Annotated in this window: 16 protein-coding genes and 1 pseudogene; 14 read left to right on the plus strand and 3 right to left on the minus strand. The window is 64.4% G+C overall.

Annotated elements, in window-relative coordinates:
- Position 1: 1 nt before the first annotated feature.
- A complete protein-coding gene (locus IM739_RS08755; protein WP_237370780.1) occupies positions 2-610 on the minus strand; it encodes a TetR/AcrR family transcriptional regulator in 609 nt (202 codons plus the stop codon).
- Positions 611-612: 2 nt separating this feature from the next.
- Positions 613-1,077 carry a nuclear transport factor 2 family protein gene (locus tag IM739_RS08760; protein ID WP_058321991.1) on the minus strand — a complete coding sequence of 155 codons (465 nt, stop codon included), beginning with the start codon at positions 1,075-1,077 and terminating at the stop codon, positions 613-615.
- A gap of 189 nt (positions 1,078-1,266) precedes the next feature.
- Here IM739_RS08760 and IM739_RS08765 point away from each other — a divergent pair.
- The 8 genes and pseudogenes from IM739_RS08765 to IM739_RS08800 all read left to right on the plus strand — a co-directional run.
- A pseudogene (locus IM739_RS08765) lies at positions 1,267-1,656 on the plus strand (transposase); the annotation flags it as partial.
- A gap of 65 nt (positions 1,657-1,721) precedes the next feature.
- A complete protein-coding gene (locus IM739_RS08770; RefSeq protein WP_442981127.1) occupies positions 1,722-4,346 on the plus strand; it encodes a heavy metal translocating P-type ATPase in 2,625 nt (874 codons plus the stop codon).
- 170 nt (positions 4,347-4,516) lie between these two features.
- Complete coding sequence (gene cueR / locus IM739_RS08775) at positions 4,517-4,948, plus strand: Cu(I)-responsive transcriptional regulator (RefSeq protein ID WP_237370782.1); 432 nt, start codon at positions 4,517-4,519, stop codon at positions 4,946-4,948.
- 77 nt (positions 4,949-5,025) lie between these two features.
- Positions 5,026-5,229, plus strand: a complete 204-nt coding sequence (locus IM739_RS08780; protein ID WP_237371018.1) for a heavy-metal-associated domain-containing protein — start codon at positions 5,026-5,028, stop codon at positions 5,227-5,229.
- A 295-nt stretch (positions 5,230-5,524) separates the two neighbouring features.
- The gene (locus IM739_RS08785) at positions 5,525-6,685 is read left to right on the plus strand and encodes a GGDEF domain-containing protein (protein ID WP_237370783.1); all 1,161 of its coding nucleotides are present in this window, start codon (positions 5,525-5,527) and stop codon (positions 6,683-6,685) included.
- 166 nt (positions 6,686-6,851) lie between these two features.
- Positions 6,852-7,334, plus strand: coding sequence for a hypothetical protein (locus IM739_RS08790; protein WP_237370784.1), 483 nt, complete (start codon positions 6,852-6,854; stop codon positions 7,332-7,334).
- Between the two features lie 218 nt (positions 7,335-7,552).
- Entirely contained in the window at positions 7,553-7,906 is a 354-nt protein-coding gene (locus IM739_RS08795) for an endonuclease domain-containing protein (protein ID WP_237370785.1), read from the plus strand.
- A gap of 454 nt (positions 7,907-8,360) precedes the next feature.
- Positions 8,361-9,623 carry a DNA-packaging protein gene (locus IM739_RS08800; protein ID WP_237371019.1) on the plus strand — a complete coding sequence of 421 codons (1,263 nt, stop codon included), beginning with the start codon at positions 8,361-8,363 and terminating at the stop codon, positions 9,621-9,623.
- 185 nt (positions 9,624-9,808) lie between these two features.
- On the opposite strand, the gene IM739_RS08805 is transcribed toward IM739_RS08800, so the two are convergent.
- Positions 9,809-9,958 (minus strand): hypothetical protein, encoded by a 150-nt coding sequence (locus tag IM739_RS08805; protein WP_237370786.1) that lies wholly within the window; start codon positions 9,956-9,958, stop codon positions 9,809-9,811.
- Between the two features lie 207 nt (positions 9,959-10,165).
- Between IM739_RS08805 and IM739_RS08810 the strand changes: the two genes are divergently transcribed.
- The 6 genes from IM739_RS08810 to IM739_RS08835 all read left to right on the plus strand — a co-directional run bounded on the left by IM739_RS08810 (position 10,166) and on the right by IM739_RS08835 (position 15,116).
- Positions 10,166-10,780, plus strand: a complete 615-nt coding sequence (locus tag IM739_RS08810) for a glycoside hydrolase family 19 protein (protein WP_237370787.1) — start codon at positions 10,166-10,168, stop codon at positions 10,778-10,780.
- Between the two features lie 240 nt (positions 10,781-11,020).
- Complete coding sequence (locus IM739_RS08815; protein ID WP_237370788.1) at positions 11,021-11,326, plus strand: Dabb family protein; 306 nt, start codon at positions 11,021-11,023, stop codon at positions 11,324-11,326.
- 346 nt (positions 11,327-11,672) lie between these two features.
- On the plus strand, positions 11,673-12,821 hold the full coding sequence (locus IM739_RS08820; RefSeq protein ID WP_237370789.1) for a phage portal protein: 1,149 nt from the start codon (positions 11,673-11,675) through the stop codon (positions 12,819-12,821).
- Between the two features lie 88 nt (positions 12,822-12,909).
- Positions 12,910-13,554 (plus strand): glutathione S-transferase family protein, encoded by a 645-nt coding sequence (locus IM739_RS08825; RefSeq protein WP_237370790.1) that lies wholly within the window; start codon positions 12,910-12,912, stop codon positions 13,552-13,554.
- A gap of 341 nt (positions 13,555-13,895) precedes the next feature.
- Positions 13,896-14,216, plus strand: a complete 321-nt coding sequence (locus IM739_RS08830) for a DUF6107 family protein (protein ID WP_237370791.1) — start codon at positions 13,896-13,898, stop codon at positions 14,214-14,216.
- Between the two features lie 300 nt (positions 14,217-14,516).
- Positions 14,517-15,116 carry an HK97 family phage prohead protease gene (locus tag IM739_RS08835; protein ID WP_237370792.1) on the plus strand — a complete coding sequence of 200 codons (600 nt, stop codon included), beginning with the start codon at positions 14,517-14,519 and terminating at the stop codon, positions 15,114-15,116.
- The last annotated feature ends 5 nt before the right edge of the window (positions 15,117-15,121 follow it).

The following is a 15,121-nucleotide window of genomic DNA, read 5'->3' on the forward strand; positions in this document are numbered from 1 at the left end:
CTTAATTTTGCGGTGAAACGTCGGTTGTGCCTTTGTTGTCAGAGGTGTCGTTCTCGATCACCAATCGTATCCGTAGTTGGTCGATAGCCCGTTGAAAAACGGCAGGATCGTCCATTGCCCGGGAAAGAACAATTGCCCCTTGAATAGCAAGAACGGCCTCTTCCGCGAGGATGCGCGATTGATCGGCTTCACGGCCCTGCCGAACAAGGGCTGACTGCAAAGCGTCGACCCAGGCGACGAAATAGCCTCGGATGGCTTGCGCGAAGAGGTCACGTGTATTGGCCACTGCCAAGGCACCGACGAGGCATACGCGCCTGCCGGACCTGAAATACTGGTCCGTCGAGGCAAGCATGGCACGGATGGCGCCATTGACATCGCCCTCGTTGCGCAACGGGGAATATACGGCATCCTCGAACCATTGGCCGATTTCGTCGAGAACAGCCCGCACCATCTCTTCCTTTCCGTTCGGGAAGAAATGGTAGAGGCTGCCCTTGCCGAGACCGGTCGCCTTGCCGATCAAGGCAAGGCTTGCGCCTTCATAGCCATGTTCGCGGAAAACTTCAGCCAACGGGGCTATGACGTCGGCTCTTTCAGCGACCATGCGAGCCATGATCAGAGGCCCAGATCGCTGAGGCTGGCGTGATCATCCGGCCGGCGGCCAAGAGGCCAGTGGAACAAACGATCGCTTTCAGCAATCGGCATTTCATTGATGCTCGCGTGCCTGTGCGCCATCAGACCGTCCTCCGCGAATTCCCAGTTCTCGTTACCATAGGCGCGATACCAGCGGCCGCCATCGTCGCGATATTCATACGCGTAACGTACCGCGATGCGGTTGCCGGTGAAAGCCCAAAGCTCCTTTATCAGGCGGTATTCGTGCTCCTTGTTCCACTTACGTGTCAGAAATGCCTGAGCTTCTTCGCGATTGCTCGCGAACTCGACGCGGTTCCGCCAGCGGGTGTCGAGCGTGTAGGCCAGGGCAACTTTCGCTGCGTCTCTCGTGTTCCAGCCGTCTTCGGCCAACCGGACCTTTTCGATGGCGCTTTCGCGGGTGAACGGGGGGAGTGGGGGACGTGACATCTTCAGTTCCTTGTCAAGTTGAGGTTTGTACCAATTGGTAATCAGTTTACCGATCGGTACAATCGCGAATGAACATGTGCTTGTCAAGTGGCATTTCCGTCTGGCTGTTTGAGATCGATTTGGCGTGGTGCGCGGTAGCCTCGCTGGCGGCGGCTGCCGACCAGGTCGGAGTGTTCTCACTGGCTGCGGGCGCTAACGGGGACATATCAGGAGGCCTTTGGTCGATCACGCGGCGGCTTTGCGCCACAAATCCACGCCCGGGCACACGGTCAGGGACGCCCTCTCGGCTTCGTCCTGACGGACGGGGAGGCTTCAGACGACAACGCCGTTCCGGACCTGCTGGCGATACCGGTCGGCAAGAAGAGGCTGCCCTTTGCTGGCAAAGGCTACGACGGTGATTTCCTGCGTGAACAACTCCTGATCCACAGGATCGGGCCGGTACTTCTGCCGAAGGCAAGCCGGAAGAACCCGCCCACCGAGGACTACCGGGCCCACAAGCACCGAAACCGCATTGAGCGGATGTTCAACCGCCTCAAGCAATTCCGTCGCGTGGCGACCCGATGCGACAAGACACGAAAAATCGCCTTCCACCCCTTGACCCTCCCATGATGGGAAGGTCCATGTAGGGGGCAGAGGTGATGATGATGAATGTGCAATCCAGAACGTTTTTCGATGTTCCGCCGCTGCAGGTCCCGGTCGAGGGCATGACCTGCGCGTCCTGCGTGCGCCGTGTCGAGAAGGCGGCGGCTGGCGTTGAGGGCGTCGCGGCGAGTGCGGTGAATTTCGCCACCGAGACGCTGAGCGTCACGCCGGGGCCGGGCTTTTCGGCGGCGGCGCTGATGCGGGCGATCGCCGATGCCGGCTATGAGGCGCGGGCGGAAAAGCTGGTGCTCGAGGTCGAGGACATGACCTGCGCCTCCTGCGTCAGCCGGGTGGAAAAGGCGCTTCTGTCGGTGCCGGCGGTGGAGACGGCCTCGGTCAATCTGGCGACCGGCGAGGCGATCGTCACCGTGCTGGGCGGCGCGCTGGCGCTTGCCGACATGCAGGCGGCCGTCGACAAGGCCGGTTACCGGCTGCGGCCGGTTGTGCCGCAGGCAACAGGCCGGCCGGCGGTAAATGCCTCGGACCCTGCCGGCGGCAGGGATGGCACGCGCCACGGGCCGATGGCAGATGCGGGCGTAGGCGGACAGCCCGACGACAGCCGCGAGGCGCGCCGCGCCCGTGAGATCGCCGCGTTGACGCGTGACATGTGGATCGCGCTTGTCCTGTCGCTGCCGCTCTTCGTCATGGAAATGGGCAGTCATCTCTATCCGCCGCTGCATCACATGCTGATGCAGGTATTCCCGGGTAACACGTTGTATTATCTGCAATTCGTGCTGGCGACGCTGGTGCTTTTCGGCCCCGGCCGGCGCTTTTTCGCCAAGGGCGTGCCGGCCCTCATCCGGCTGGCGCCCGACATGAACGCGCTGGTCGCGATCGGCACCGGTGCCGCCTATCTGTATTCGCTGGTGACGACGTTTGCGCCCGGCCTGCTGCCGGCCGAAGCCCGGCATGTCTATTATGAAGCCGCCACCGTCATCGTCACGCTGATCCTGCTTGGCCGCCTGCTCGAGGCCCGCGCCAAGGGCCGCACCGGCGCGGCGATCCGCAAGCTGGCCGGTCTGCAGGCAAAAACCGCGAGGGTCGAGCGCGACGGCCGCACCGTCGATCTCGACATTGCCGAAGTCGTGGTCGGCGATACGGTGTTGGTCCGGCCGGGCGAACGCATTCCGGTCGACGGAACGGTGATCGACGGCACGAGCGCGGTCGACGAGGCGATGATTTCGGGCGAGCCGATCCCGGTCGAGAAGGGGCCGGGGGCCACCATGATCGGCGGCACCGTCAACGGGTCCGGCAGCCTCAGGTTCACCGCGACCGGCGTCGGCGCCGACATGATGCTATCGCGCATCATCCGCATGGTCGCGGAGGCGCAAGGGGCCAAGCTGCCGATCCAGAAGCTGGTCGACCAGGTGACGGCCTGGTTCGTGCCGGCGGTCATCGCCGTGGCGATCGCCACCTTCTTCGTCTGGCTGGCCGTCGGGCCGGAGCCCGCCTATACTTACGGATTGATCGCCGCCGTCGCCGTGCTGATCATCGCCTGCCCCTGCGCCATGGGTCTGGCCACCCCGACCTCGATCATGGTCGGTACCGGCAGGGCGGCCGAACTCGGCGTGCTGTTCAGGAAGGGCGAGGCGCTGCAGACCCTGGCCGGCATCGACACCGTGGTCATGGACAAGACCGGCACCATCACCCGCGGCCGGCCGGAACTGACCGGGATCGTGGTGGCCGAGGGTTTTGACGAGGCGGAGGTGCTTGGCCTCGTTGCGAGCCTGGAGGCGCGCTCCGAACATCCGCTCGCCGACGCGATCGTCAGGGCGGCGGAAGGGCGCGGGCTTGGCCTATTGCCGGTCGAGGCCATGCAGGCCGTGCCTGGCTTTGGTCTTTCCGGAACAGTGGCCGGTCGCAAGGTTTCGGCCGGCGCGGATCGCTACATGGTGAAGCTCGGGCTCGATGTGACACCATTCTCGACACGTATTGCCGAACTGGCCGATCAGGGCGCAAGTCCGCTCTATGTCGCGATCGATGGCAGGCTTTCGGCGGCTTTGGCGGTGGCCGATCCGCTGAAGGAGACCAGCGCTGCTGCGATCGCCGCCCTGAAGGGGCTTGGCCTGAAGGTGATGATGGTGACGGGCGACAACGGCCGCACCACAAGGGCGATTGCTAAAAAGGCCGGCATCGACGACTTTGTCGCCGAGGTTCTGCCGGAAGGAAAGGTCAGCGTAATCAGGGACCTGCAGGCACGTGGCGCAAAACTCGCCTTTGTCGGCGACGGCATCAATGACGCGCCGGCGCTGGCCACTGCCGATGCCGGCATCGCGATCGGCACCGGCACCGATGTGGCGATCGAAAGTGCCGATGTGGTTCTGGTCGGTGGCGATCTCGCCGGCGCCCTGCATGCGATCGAACTTTCGAGAAAGGTCATGCGCAATATCGGCGAGAACCTGTTCTGGGCCTTCGGCTACAATGTGCTTTTGATCCCGGTTGCCGCCGGCGCGCTCTATCCGGCCTTCGGCTGGATGCTCTCGCCGATGATCGGCGCCGGCGCCATGGGCCTGTCGAGCGTGTTTGTGCTGTCGAATGCGCTGCGGTTGAAGCGGGCGAGGGTGACGGATGTTGTGGCTGATGCCGTCGTCGGGCCGTCCCCCTCATCTGCGAAATCTAGCACTTAGCTGAAGCTAAGGTGCTGATTTCGCTTCTTCTCCCTCCAGGGGAGAAGAAAGGCGGCGCAAATCCTCTCCCTTGGAGGGAGAGGACAGAAAATCACGATCTTAGCGTCAGCTAAGTCGTAGATTTTCCAGGTGAGGGGGCTTTGTCATGCGAAAAAACCATGGAGAGACAGATGAATATCGGTGAAGCCTCGGCGGCCTCCGGCGTGTCGGCCAAGATGATCCGCTACTACGAGGAAATCGGGCTGATCGAGCCGGCCGGGCGCACGGCCGCCAATTACCGGGTTTATGATGAGGACGTGGTCAACCGGCTGCGCTTCGTCCGGCGGGCCCGCAATCTCGGCTTCTCGCTGGAGGAGACCGAGCGGCTGCTGAAGCTCTGGGCCGACAAGGAGCGGGCCAGCAGCGAGGTCAAGGCGCTGGCGGTCAGCCATATCGCCGACCTTGAGGTCAAGATCGCCGAGATGCAGTCGATGGTCGACACGCTGACGCATCTGGCCGACAGCTGCCATGGCGACACGCGGCCGCATTGCCCGATCCTCGCCGACCTTGCCGGTCGTCCGGTGCGGCAAAAGGCCGGGGGCGAAGTGGTGAAAAACCCTTGACCTTGCCATCGGGGCAGGGTGCAGAAGGGTGATCTAGAGATCGGCGACATTGGAATTTACAGGAGTGTGACGTGAGCATGCGTGCAGAATTTTCGGTCGAGGACATGACCTGCGGCCATTGCGAGAAGGCCGTGACGAAGGCGCTGGCCGACTCGCTGCCGGGGGCGGCCGTGCACATCGATCTGACAGCCCATACCGTCAGCATCGAGGGCGACACCGGCGTTGCCGGCAAGGCCGAAGCCGCGATCCGCGAGGCGGGATACACGCCCGTCAGGCTCTGACGGATCGCCCGGCTCATTCCCGTTTCCATGCCTATTCCCAAGGCGCTCCGCGCCGCCGGACGCGCTCGGATCGCCTGTTCCTATCCCTTGCGATAATCACCTTGCCGGCGCGCCGGGCCAGCTCGCCTGAGCCGATCCCGGTGCTCGGACTGTGGCGGAAAGGCCGAAATACCGGGGAAAATGACGGTCGTTTCAACTTTTAGCGATTGTCGCGTCTAATTTAGAAAGCTGTTTGCGAGACAAGCGGATCTGTTGTCGGACGCGCCATGCGTTTCCCGACGGTCGAGGCTTTGGCATGCAGGCAATGAAACGGGGTGGCGCCAGGCAGGACTGGCTTTTGCGGATGGGCGCCGAGGTCGAGGCGGCCCATGAGCGCGCCTATGGCGCCATGCGCATCGTGCACCTGCGCCAGACCATTCTGGTCGGACTTGCGGTCTACAATGTCTACAACCTGACCAGTTTCTACCTGATGGCCGATATCCAGTTCTGGACCGTCTTCCTGCGCCTCTGCGTGCTGACGCCCGGTTCCCTGCTGATCTTCTGCCTCGTGCCGCGCCTGCCGGCAGCTTGGCGGGAACTGATCCTTTTGCCGGGGGTGATGGTTGCAAGCCTGCTGCCGCTCTTTCTGCTCTGGTTGTCGCAATCGCCGCTGGCGACCTACACGATCGGCGAATTGCCGCTGACGCTTGTCTTCGGCAACATGCTGCTGGTGCTGCGGTTTCGTTATGCCGTTCCGTTCACCGTGATCACCTGCGGTGTCGCCATGCTTGTGGTATCGACCAGGGCCGGCATCGATCCGGCGCTGCAATTCCCGTTTTTCGTGCAGATCGTCACCGGCTCCTTCCTGACGCTTTATGCCAACTGGCATGTCGAGCGCGTGCGCTGCCGGTCCTATCTTGCCGAGTATGATGCGCGCAGCCGCGCCGACCGGGCCGAACGGCTGGGCGACCGGCTGCGTGACCTGTCGCGCACCGACACGCTGACCGGCATCGCCAATCGCGGCCACCTCGACGAGACGCTGGCGGGCTGGCTGGAGGACGGTTCCGACGTGCTGGTGATGATGGTCGATGTCGACCACTTCAAGGCCTATAACGACCTGCTTGGCCACCCCGCCGGCGACGAATGCCTGAAGCTGGTGGCGCAGCGTCTGGCCGACTACGCCCGCTACTATGACGGCTTTGCCGCCCGCTATGGCGGCGAGGAATTTACCCTGATTTTCCAGATGGATGCGGCCAATGGCGGATCCTTTCTCGCCGACCGCGTCGTCAAGGCGGTGCGCACGCTCGCCATTCCCCATCCGGCCCGCAGCGACGGGCTCTCGGTGGTGACCGTCAGCGCCGGTTTCGCCGGCACGCAGGCCGGATTGCCGCGCACGGCCGGCACGCTTCTCGCCCGCGCCGACCAGGCGCTCTACGAGGCCAAGCGCCAGGGTCGCGACCGCTCGCGGGCAGCCTGAGGGGCAGGGTAAAATAGGCGAGATAGGAAAATAATCCTTGACGGCGTGACGCTGCTTTGCTAGTGTTTGGTCATGGTCGGGAATCTGCGGATGGCGGCCGGTCTGGTTCGGTACTGACGTTGAAAGCTCGGGTCTGCCCGGGCTTTTTTGTTTTCGGGAGGCAGACATGATGGCCGATGACGAGGCTGTGGATCTGGCTTTGCTGGCCCCGCTCGAGATGAAATCGGGTGATGAGGTGGTTGATGGTGCGGGTAGTGGAATGCCGGTTGGTACGCGCGGTGGCGCTGAGGGCGAACTGGCGCGGCTGCTCTCCGATTTCACCCTCGAGATGCGGGCGCAGTTTGATCTGTTCCGCCGGCTGCGCTCGGCGGCGGAGGCGCTGCTCGACGGTGCCGATGAGGCAGCGGCCAAGCTGGCCCGCGCCGACATCAAGGCGGCGACCGATGCGATCGCGCTGATCATCCGCACGCTGGAAAAGATCGACAGCCTGCAGCGCCAGCTGGCGCGCGACCGGACCGAGGCCGATGAACGCCGGCAGCTGGAACGCGATCCGCAGGGCCTGCGCCGGAAGCTCGCATTGATGATCGAGGCGCGGGTGGCGGAGCGGGTCGAAATGGAGTTGGCCGCGCGGGCGCCGCCTTGCGGGTGAGTGTTGGCGCGCGGGCGAGTTGCCGGCCGCGGTATGTCCCCTCATCTGCGAAATCTGAGGTTTAGCCTGCGGCTAATTCCTCGATTTCGCTTCTTCTCCCTCGATGGGGAGAAGAAAGGCGTCGAGGTTGGCGCTGATGGCGCCACCATAGATGGAGTTTCGGGGCTGGGCTTTTGTTTCGACGGGCTTTTGGCACAATTTCGAAAAGAGGTTTCGCCATGTCCAGGACCCTTCCGCCACTTGCCCGCAGCAGAGCGCGATCGATGCGCCTGGATGCGACGGATGCCGAGGCGATCGTCTGGTCGCATATTCGAAATCGTTTGTTGAATGGCTTCAAGTTTCGCCGACAGGTGCCAATCGGTCCGTATATCGCGGATTTTGGCTGTCAGGAGCGAAAGCTTGTCGTGGAACTGGACGGGTTTCAGCATGCGGAAAGCAGCCATGACTTGGTGCGGGACCAATATCTGAACACGCTCGGCTACCGGGTTTTGCGCTACTGGAACCAGGACGTCTATTCCAGCCTTCACGATGTGCTTCGCCATCTTGTCGAGGTTCTCGAAGGCCGCGCTTGAACGCGACGCCTCGCTTCTCCCCTTGAGGGAGAAGAAGCGAAATCGAGGGCTTAGCCGAAGGCTAAACCTCAGATTTCGCAGATGAGGGGGGGGGCTCGGAGTGAACGTCCCCTTCACCAGGAAAATCTACGACTTAGCCTTTGGCTAAGATCGTGATTTTCCGTCCTCTCCCTCAAAGGGGAGAGGAAAGGCGTCAGGAGTGGCGATGACCAGGAGCAGTGATGATCGGGTGCAGCGCGGTCAGGAGCGTAGGGCGATTGGCATCTTGGATCGATATTCAACCGGTATGGACGCTGTCAATGCGCATCGCACCATGGCTTTGGCCTCGGGAAGGGCGGCAGCGGAGGCGATCGGTGGATCGATCCATGGGCGGAGCGGCCGGGAAATCGCCGGGCCGGTTGATGCGCTCGGCGCTGCTTCGGTGCCGGGTCGCATGGTTTCCGACCTGGTGGGGATGGACCTTTCCGGCACGCTTTCAGACCTTGAACCTTCGGCGCTGGCCTTTCTGCTGCGCGACTGGTCGCTGGTCGGCCGGGCCGAGCAGCAGCCGCCGGACGGCGACTGGCTGACCTGGCTGATCCTCGGCGGTCGCGGCTCGGGCAAGACGCGGGCCGGGGCCGAATGGGTGCAGGCGCAGGTATTGGCCGCCGGGCGGCGCACGGACCTGCGCATCGCGCTGGTCGCCGAGACGCTGGGCGATGCCCGGGAAGTGATGATCGACGGGGCTTCCGGCCTTGCGCGCCTTGCCGGGCCGATGGTGCCGGAGGTCGAGATCAGCCGCAGGCGGCTGGTCTGGCCGAATGGCGCGATGGCCCAGATCTTTTCCTCCGAAGATCCCGAAAGCCTGCGCGGACCGCAGTTTCATCTCGCCTGGTGCGACGAGCTGGCCAAATGGAAACATGCGGACGCGACGTTCGACATGCTGCAGTTTGCCCTCAGGCTGGGCGAGCGGCCGCGCCAGGTGGTGACGACGACGCCGCGCGCCGTGTCGCTCTTGAAGCGGCTGATCACGGACGCAACCACGGCGTTGACGCGGATATCGACGGCGGGCAATGCCGGCAATCTGGCACCGGGTTTCATCGCGACGCTTGACGCCCGCTATGGCGGCACGCGGCTCGGGCGCCAGGAACTGGACGGTGAACTGATCGAGGACCGGCCGGACGCCTTGTGGAAACGCGAGCGGCTGGACGACATCGTCGTCAGGGTGACCGAACCCTTGCGCCGCATCGTCGTGGCGGTCGATCCGCCGGCCGGCGGCACATCATCCTGCTGCGGCATCGTGGTCGCCGGGCTGAAGGAGAACGGCCAGGCAGTGGTGCTCGCCGATGTTTCGGTCGAAGGCGCCAGTCCGGCGGTCTGGGCCCGCGCCGTGGTCGCGGCGTTTCGCCGGTTCGAGGCCGACCGGGTGGTGGCCGAGATCAACCAGGGCGGCGACATGGTGGCAAGCGTCCTGACCGGCATCGAGGCATCGCTGCCGATTACGACGGTGCGGGCGACGCGCGGCAAGTTCCTGCGCGCCGAACCGGTGGCCGCACTCTACGAGCAGGGCCGGGTCGTGCATGCCGCGCGGTTCTCGGCGCTGGAGGACCAGATGTGCGATTTCGGCCCGGACGGCCTGAGCAGCGGCCGTTCGCCCGACCGGCTCGACGCGCTGGTCTGGGCGCTGACGGCGCTTTTGCTCGAGGCCGGCGGCGAGCCGCGCATCCGGGGGATCTGAGCGGAAGCACGGGTCTGACGTTGAATTGGAGACTGGCCCTGATGAGGCTGGCCCGGACGAGATAGGCCCGGACAGGACTGGCCCAGAACAAAGACGGCCCGGACAAAAGACGGCCCGGACAAAAGACTGGGCAAAACAAAACCGGCGCCTTTCGACGCCGGTTTGAAATCTGGGCGGTGGATCGCTTATTTCGAAGCGGATGATGGCTGGGACGAACTTGCGCGCATCTGGCGCCACTCGTTTTCCAGGCGTTCCAGCACATGGGCCGGGATGGGCGCCGCTGACGTGGCTGCTACGGCCGTGGCCTTGGTCTGGGAAGCGGTATTCGTCTGCATGTGTATCCTCCTCGCGTTGGAAGTCTGTGCCTCAAACGTCCTTGTGAGACGAAGGTTCCACAGTGTTAAATCTTTGTAAATATGGGCCGATGCCCCTTTAAACGATTGAATTTTCTTCAATCGGTTTAAATCCGCAGATTTTTTCAGAGCCACCTCAGCGCCCTTGACCTTCGCCATTTTTTCACCCGCCAGAAGTGAGGGATCGCCATGCCGATCGCCAGAAAGACGTTCTTTGCCGGCGTCCGCGCTGCCGTGTTCGGCGGCCGGCTGACGGCTGATCAGGTGGCGGGCATGGAGGCGATTCTCACCCGGTTCGAGCGGCGCGGCTGGGGCGATCCGCGCTGCCTTGCCTATATGCTGGCCACCGCCCATCACGAGACGGCGGCAAGGATGCAGCCGGTGCGCGAGACGCTGGCGGCAACGGACGACGAAGCAATCGCCATCCTGGAACGCGCCTGGCGCGGCGGCCGGCTGCCCTGGGTGGCGACGCCGTACTGGAGGCGCGATGCAGACGGAAAGAGCTGGCTCGGCCGCGGGCTGGTGCAGCTGACGCACCGGGCGAATTACGCGGCCATGAGCCGGGTGACGGGCGTCGACCTGGTGGCCGACCCCGATCTCGCCCTGCGCACCGATATCGCGGTGACGATCATGCTCGCCGGCATGACCGAAGGCACGTTCACCGGCCACCGGCTGAAGGACTATTTCGATGGCCAGAAGGCCGACTGGACCGGTGCGCGCCGGATCATCAACGGGCAGGAGCGAGCCGGCAAGGTAGCGGCGACCGCGCGGCTGTTCGACGCGGCGATCCGGGCAGGGCTCTGAGTGCTGGGGCTAAACGGGCGGGGGGCTGAGACTTTGGGACCGAGATTTGGGGGGCCAGGACTTGGGGGCCTAAGACTTTGGAGCCTAGGACTTGGGGCGTGCGCGAAACCGACCGCCGATCGCCGGTCCTGGGTCAGGCAGGCGAACGGAAGCAGCGCCCGGCGCGGCGGTCCGGCATTGAGCCGGGCAGGCGGTCATGCTATCGCGCCGCAGCATTCGTTTGTTGCCGGGAGCCTGTCCATGATCCGCCATATCGTCTTCTTCACCGTCCGGCCGGAGAATCTGGATGCGGTGCGCGCGGGGCTGTCGATCCTGACCGGCATTCCGCATGCAAACAGGCTTGAAATCGGCACCAATGTGAAGACCGACCAGTTCGATCAGGGCATCGACCTGGTCGTCTACGGCGAGTTCGACGATGCGGCGGCGCTGGCCGCCTACAAGGCGCATCCGCTCTATCAGGAAAGCATCGACCGGGTGAAGCCGCTGCGCGACGAGCGTTATGCCGCGGACTACGAGGTTGGCGCGGCGGTGACGGCGGCGATCTAGCTCAGGCGATCGGGACGGCGCTTTGGGGCACCCCCCTCTGTCGGCTACGCCGACATCTCCCCCACACGGGGGGAGATCGGCCGCCAGCCTTGTGCTCGACCCACATACCCGACGCATTGTGCCTTTGATATTTGCCGCGCCGCCTTTGTGATGTTGGAGCGATACTGCTGAACATTTGGGGCAGAGCCGTGCGGCAGATCGATCTCCCCCCGTGTGGGGGAGATGCCCGGCACGGCAGAGGGGGGTAACCTCCCTGTCGCTGTGTGTGCATCCCCGACCCTAACCGCAGGCGAAACGCCGCATTCGCGCAGAACGACCGTTCCTCCACGATCAACGGAGACACCCGATGAAAATCCCATTTCGAATGCCGTGGACCTGGTCTTCGGCAGGCAAGGCCGTGCGGGACGAAAAGGCCCTAACGGGTCCCTTGGCGCTGATTGCCGGCGAGGGGCAGGCGCGCTGGACCGGGCGCTCCTACGGCGCCCTGTCGCGCGAGGGCTTCATGAAGAACCCGGTCGCCTATCGTGCGGTGCGGATGATATCCGAGGCGGCGGCCAGCATTCCCTGGCTTGCCTATCAGGGTGCAACCGAGCGGCCGGATCATCCGGCGCTGGCGCTTCTGGCGCGGCCCAACGCGGCGATGACCGGGCCGGATTTCTTCGAGACGCTTTATGGCCACCTGCTGCTTGCCGGCAATGCCTATGTAGAGCCGCTGAGCCTTGCCCAGCGCGCCGCCGAACTGCATCTGCTGCGACCGGACCGGACAGGCGTGGTGCTTGGCGCCGATGGCTGGCCGGTCGGCTACGACTACCGCGCCGGTGCCGCGGCACGGCGGATCGCGGCGGGCGGGCTGCTGCATCTGAAACTGTTTCATCCGCTCGACGACCACCAGGGCTATCCGCCGCTGGCGGCAGCCCAGGTGGCGCTCGATCTGCACAATGCCTCGGGCCGCTGGAACAAGGCGCTGCTCGACAATTCGGCGAGGCCGTCGGGCGCGCTGGTCTACCAGCCGAAGGAGGGCGGCAACCTGTCGTCCGACCAGTATGAGCGGCTGAAGACTGAACTCGACGAGGGATATTCCGGCCCGATGCGCGCCGGCCGGCCGTTGCTGCTCGAGGGCGGGCTCGACTGGAAGTCGATGGGGCTGTCGCCGAAGGACATGGATTTCGTCGAGGCGAGGAATGATGCCGCTCGCGACATCGCGCTCGCCTTCGGCGTGCCGCCGATGCTGATCGGCATTCCGGGCGACAATACCTATGCCAATTACCAGGAGGCCAACCGCGCCTTCTACCGGCTGACCGTGCTGCCGCTGGTGGCGCGCATCGCCGCCAGCCTGTCTGTGTTCCTCGGCGACCTCACGGGCGAGGCGTTGCGGTTGGCCCCGGATCTCGACACCGTGGCGGGACTGGCCACCGAGCGCGACGCGCTCTGGGCACGGGTGGGCGCGGCGGGGTTCCTGAGCGACGACGAGAAGCGCGAGGCTGTGGGCTATTGAGGGTGCGGGAGCGTTTGCCGGTGGCGCGTTGTCGCGCGCGCTGCAGATGCTATCCTCGCCCGTCTGGGTTCCTTCACAAGGGCAGCATATGAACAAGGCCATTCTGTTCGGCGCCGATGACAGCGTCTATGTCCGTATCGCGCGTCTGACCCTGTATGAAAAGGGCGTCAACTACGAACTGGTGCCGATCGACATATTTGCACCGGACAGCGTGCCGGCGAGTTATGGCGACAGGCAGCCCTTCGGCAAGATCCCGTCCTTCGACCATGACGGTTTCCGCCTGTACGAGACCGGAGCCATCACCCGCTACGTTGACGAGGCATTTCCCGGACCGGCGCTGCAACCCGAAGACCCGAGGCAGCGGGCCCGGATGAACCAGTTGATCAGCATTGCGGACGCCTACATCTATCGGCACCTTGTCTGGGGACTGTATGTCGAGCTGGTTTCGAAACCGGCCGATGGCGAGATGCCCGATCCGCGACGGGTTGGTGAAGCGCGTGCCAAGATGCCGGTATGCCTCGGTGTCCTGTCGGATTTTCTCGCGGACGGCCCCTGGCTCTGTGGCGACAGACTGACGCTTGCCGACCTCTATCTCGCGCCGATGCTCGACTATTTTCTGATGGTGCCCGAAGCCAGACAAGCCGTGGGCAAGATCATCAACCTGCAAAGATGGCATGAACGCATCGGGAGCCGGGCAAGCTTTGTAGCGACATGCACCACCAACGGGCGTTGAAAGTGTGTGGCACTGGGGCGGAGCCTACTGGCTCGCCCGATGGCGATTGGGCCGAATGATGATGGTCGGCTGGGAGCTTCTTCGAGTTCGCCGCTTCCTCAACCTGAATCGGAACCGCAAGCACTTCATCCGCCACATTGAGGCGCGGACTCAAAACCTGAGCTTTGGCGCCTAAGCGATTCCATCGACTCGCGAAAACGATCGCACTTCATGTGAGACATGAAGCGCTAACCGCCGGATGACGCGGGTCTTGCGAGGGGGAAGTTGCGCCGGCCGACGCCTACAGAGGCGGGATCGTTCAGGCCGGCGCGGGTAAAAGACTAATCGCGAAAGATGAACAAATGACTGACTTCAGCCACGACGGCGGCGTGTTTTCGGCACGGCTGATCGGTGCTGTCGCGGGTTCCGCGATCTCGCTGATCTATCTCCTGCCCAAGGGTCGCCGCGAGGCGGCGGTGCGGCTCGCGACCGGGGTCGCCTGCGGGCTGATCTTCGGCGGACCGGCAGGCGTCTGGTGCGCGACGCGGCTGGGACTGACGCAGCATCTGCGGGCGTCGGAGGTCATGCTGGCCGGCGCGACGCTCGCTTCGTTCACCGCCTGGTGGGGGCTCGGACTCCTGGTCCGGCTGACCACGCGGGCGGGGCCGAAGTCGGGGATGTGAGGGGTGGTTTTTTGGGGGGCACGTTTGCGGTCCGGGATACCCCCCTCTGCCCTGCCGGGCATCTCCCCCACAAGGGGGGGAGATCGGCCGGATGGGCGGCACTGGCCTTTTTGGGCGTTGGCGAGCTGGGCTTCGGGGGGCTGGGCGTTGGTGGGCTGGGCCGTCACCCCACCCCGGACCTTTTGTCCGACCCTCCCCTTCAAGGGGAGGGTGGCGGCTGGGGTTGGTCTCTCAATCCGGCGACAAGCTCTGGGCGCCGAGACGCCCGACACAGATCATCACGACTACGAGGAGAGCAAGATGCTGCGACCATCAAGGGCGGGGGCAGGAGCAGGTCAGGGAACCGGAGCTCCGAGTTTCAAATATGCCGACCTGGTGCTCAAGGGCGTGGCCGGCGACGGCACGTTTTCCGGCTATGCCAGCTTGTTCGGCGAGGTCGATCTCGGCCGCGATGCGATCGAGCCCGGCGCGTTCAGGGCCTCGCTCGCCAAGCGCGGAGCGGGCGGCGTGCGCATGCTCTACCAGCATGATCCGGCCGACGTGATCGGCACATGGACGGCGCTGCGCGAGGACGAGCGCGGCCTGTATGTCGAGGGCCGGCTGGCGACTGACGTTGCCCGCGCCCGCGAGGTGCATGCGCTGATGAAGGCGGGCGCGCTCGACGGGCTGTCGATCGGCTTTCGCGCGGTGAAATCGCGCAATGATCGCAGGACCGGCGTGCGGCGCATCCTCGAGGCGGATCTCTGGGAAATCTCGGTGGTGACCTTTCCCATGCTGCCGACAGCCAGGGTCTCCAACGTCAAGCATCAGCGGTTCTACCGCGACAGGGAAACCGAACTCGTCCGGCTGATGCGCCGGGCGGCACGGTCGATGGCAGGAACACTCTTCACGAAAGGATGACGCGA

Source organism: Rhizobium sp. SL42, from assembly GCF_021729845.1.
GTDB lineage: Bacteria > Pseudomonadota > Alphaproteobacteria > Rhizobiales > Rhizobiaceae > Allorhizobium.

Bases quoted from the DNA above. Each gene is read 5' to 3' on its own strand.
- IM739_RS08760 (WP_058321991.1), bottom strand. From the start codon at position 1,077: ATGTCACGTCCCCCACTCCCCCCGTTCACCCGCGAAAGCGCCATCGAA.
- cueR (WP_237370782.1), top strand. From the start codon at position 4,517: ATGAATATCGGTGAAGCCTCGGCGGCCTCCGGCGTGTCGGCCAAGATG.
- IM739_RS08800 (WP_237371019.1), top strand. From the start codon at position 8,361: ATGGACCTTTCCGGCACGCTTTCAGACCTTGAACCTTCGGCGCTGGCC.
- IM739_RS08810 (WP_237370787.1), top strand. From the start codon at position 10,166: ATGCCGATCGCCAGAAAGACGTTCTTTGCCGGCGTCCGCGCTGCCGTG.
- IM739_RS08830 (WP_237370791.1), top strand. From the start codon at position 13,896: ATGACTGACTTCAGCCACGACGGCGGCGTGTTTTCGGCACGGCTGATC.
- IM739_RS08790 (WP_237370784.1), top strand. From the start codon at position 6,852: ATGATGGCCGATGACGAGGCTGTGGATCTGGCTTTGCTGGCCCCGCTC.
- IM739_RS08770 (WP_442981127.1), top strand. From the start codon at position 1,722: ATGAATGTGCAATCCAGAACGTTTTTCGATGTTCCGCCGCTGCAGGTC.
- IM739_RS08815 (WP_237370788.1), top strand. From the start codon at position 11,021: ATGATCCGCCATATCGTCTTCTTCACCGTCCGGCCGGAGAATCTGGAT.
- IM739_RS08825 (WP_237370790.1), top strand. From the start codon at position 12,910: ATGAACAAGGCCATTCTGTTCGGCGCCGATGACAGCGTCTATGTCCGT.
- IM739_RS08785 (WP_237370783.1), top strand. From the start codon at position 5,525: ATGCAGGCAATGAAACGGGGTGGCGCCAGGCAGGACTGGCTTTTGCGG.
- IM739_RS08820 (WP_237370789.1), top strand. From the start codon at position 11,673: ATGAAAATCCCATTTCGAATGCCGTGGACCTGGTCTTCGGCAGGCAAG.
- IM739_RS08795 (WP_237370785.1), top strand. From the start codon at position 7,553: ATGTCCAGGACCCTTCCGCCACTTGCCCGCAGCAGAGCGCGATCGATG.
- IM739_RS08805 (WP_237370786.1), bottom strand. From the start codon at position 9,958: ATGCAGACGAATACCGCTTCCCAGACCAAGGCCACGGCCGTAGCAGCC.
- IM739_RS08755 (WP_237370780.1), bottom strand. From the start codon at position 610: ATGGCTCGCATGGTCGCTGAAAGAGCCGACGTCATAGCCCCGTTGGCT.
- IM739_RS08780 (WP_237371018.1), top strand. From the start codon at position 5,026: ATGCGTGCAGAATTTTCGGTCGAGGACATGACCTGCGGCCATTGCGAG.
- IM739_RS08835 (WP_237370792.1), top strand. From the start codon at position 14,517: ATGCTGCGACCATCAAGGGCGGGGGCAGGAGCAGGTCAGGGAACCGGA.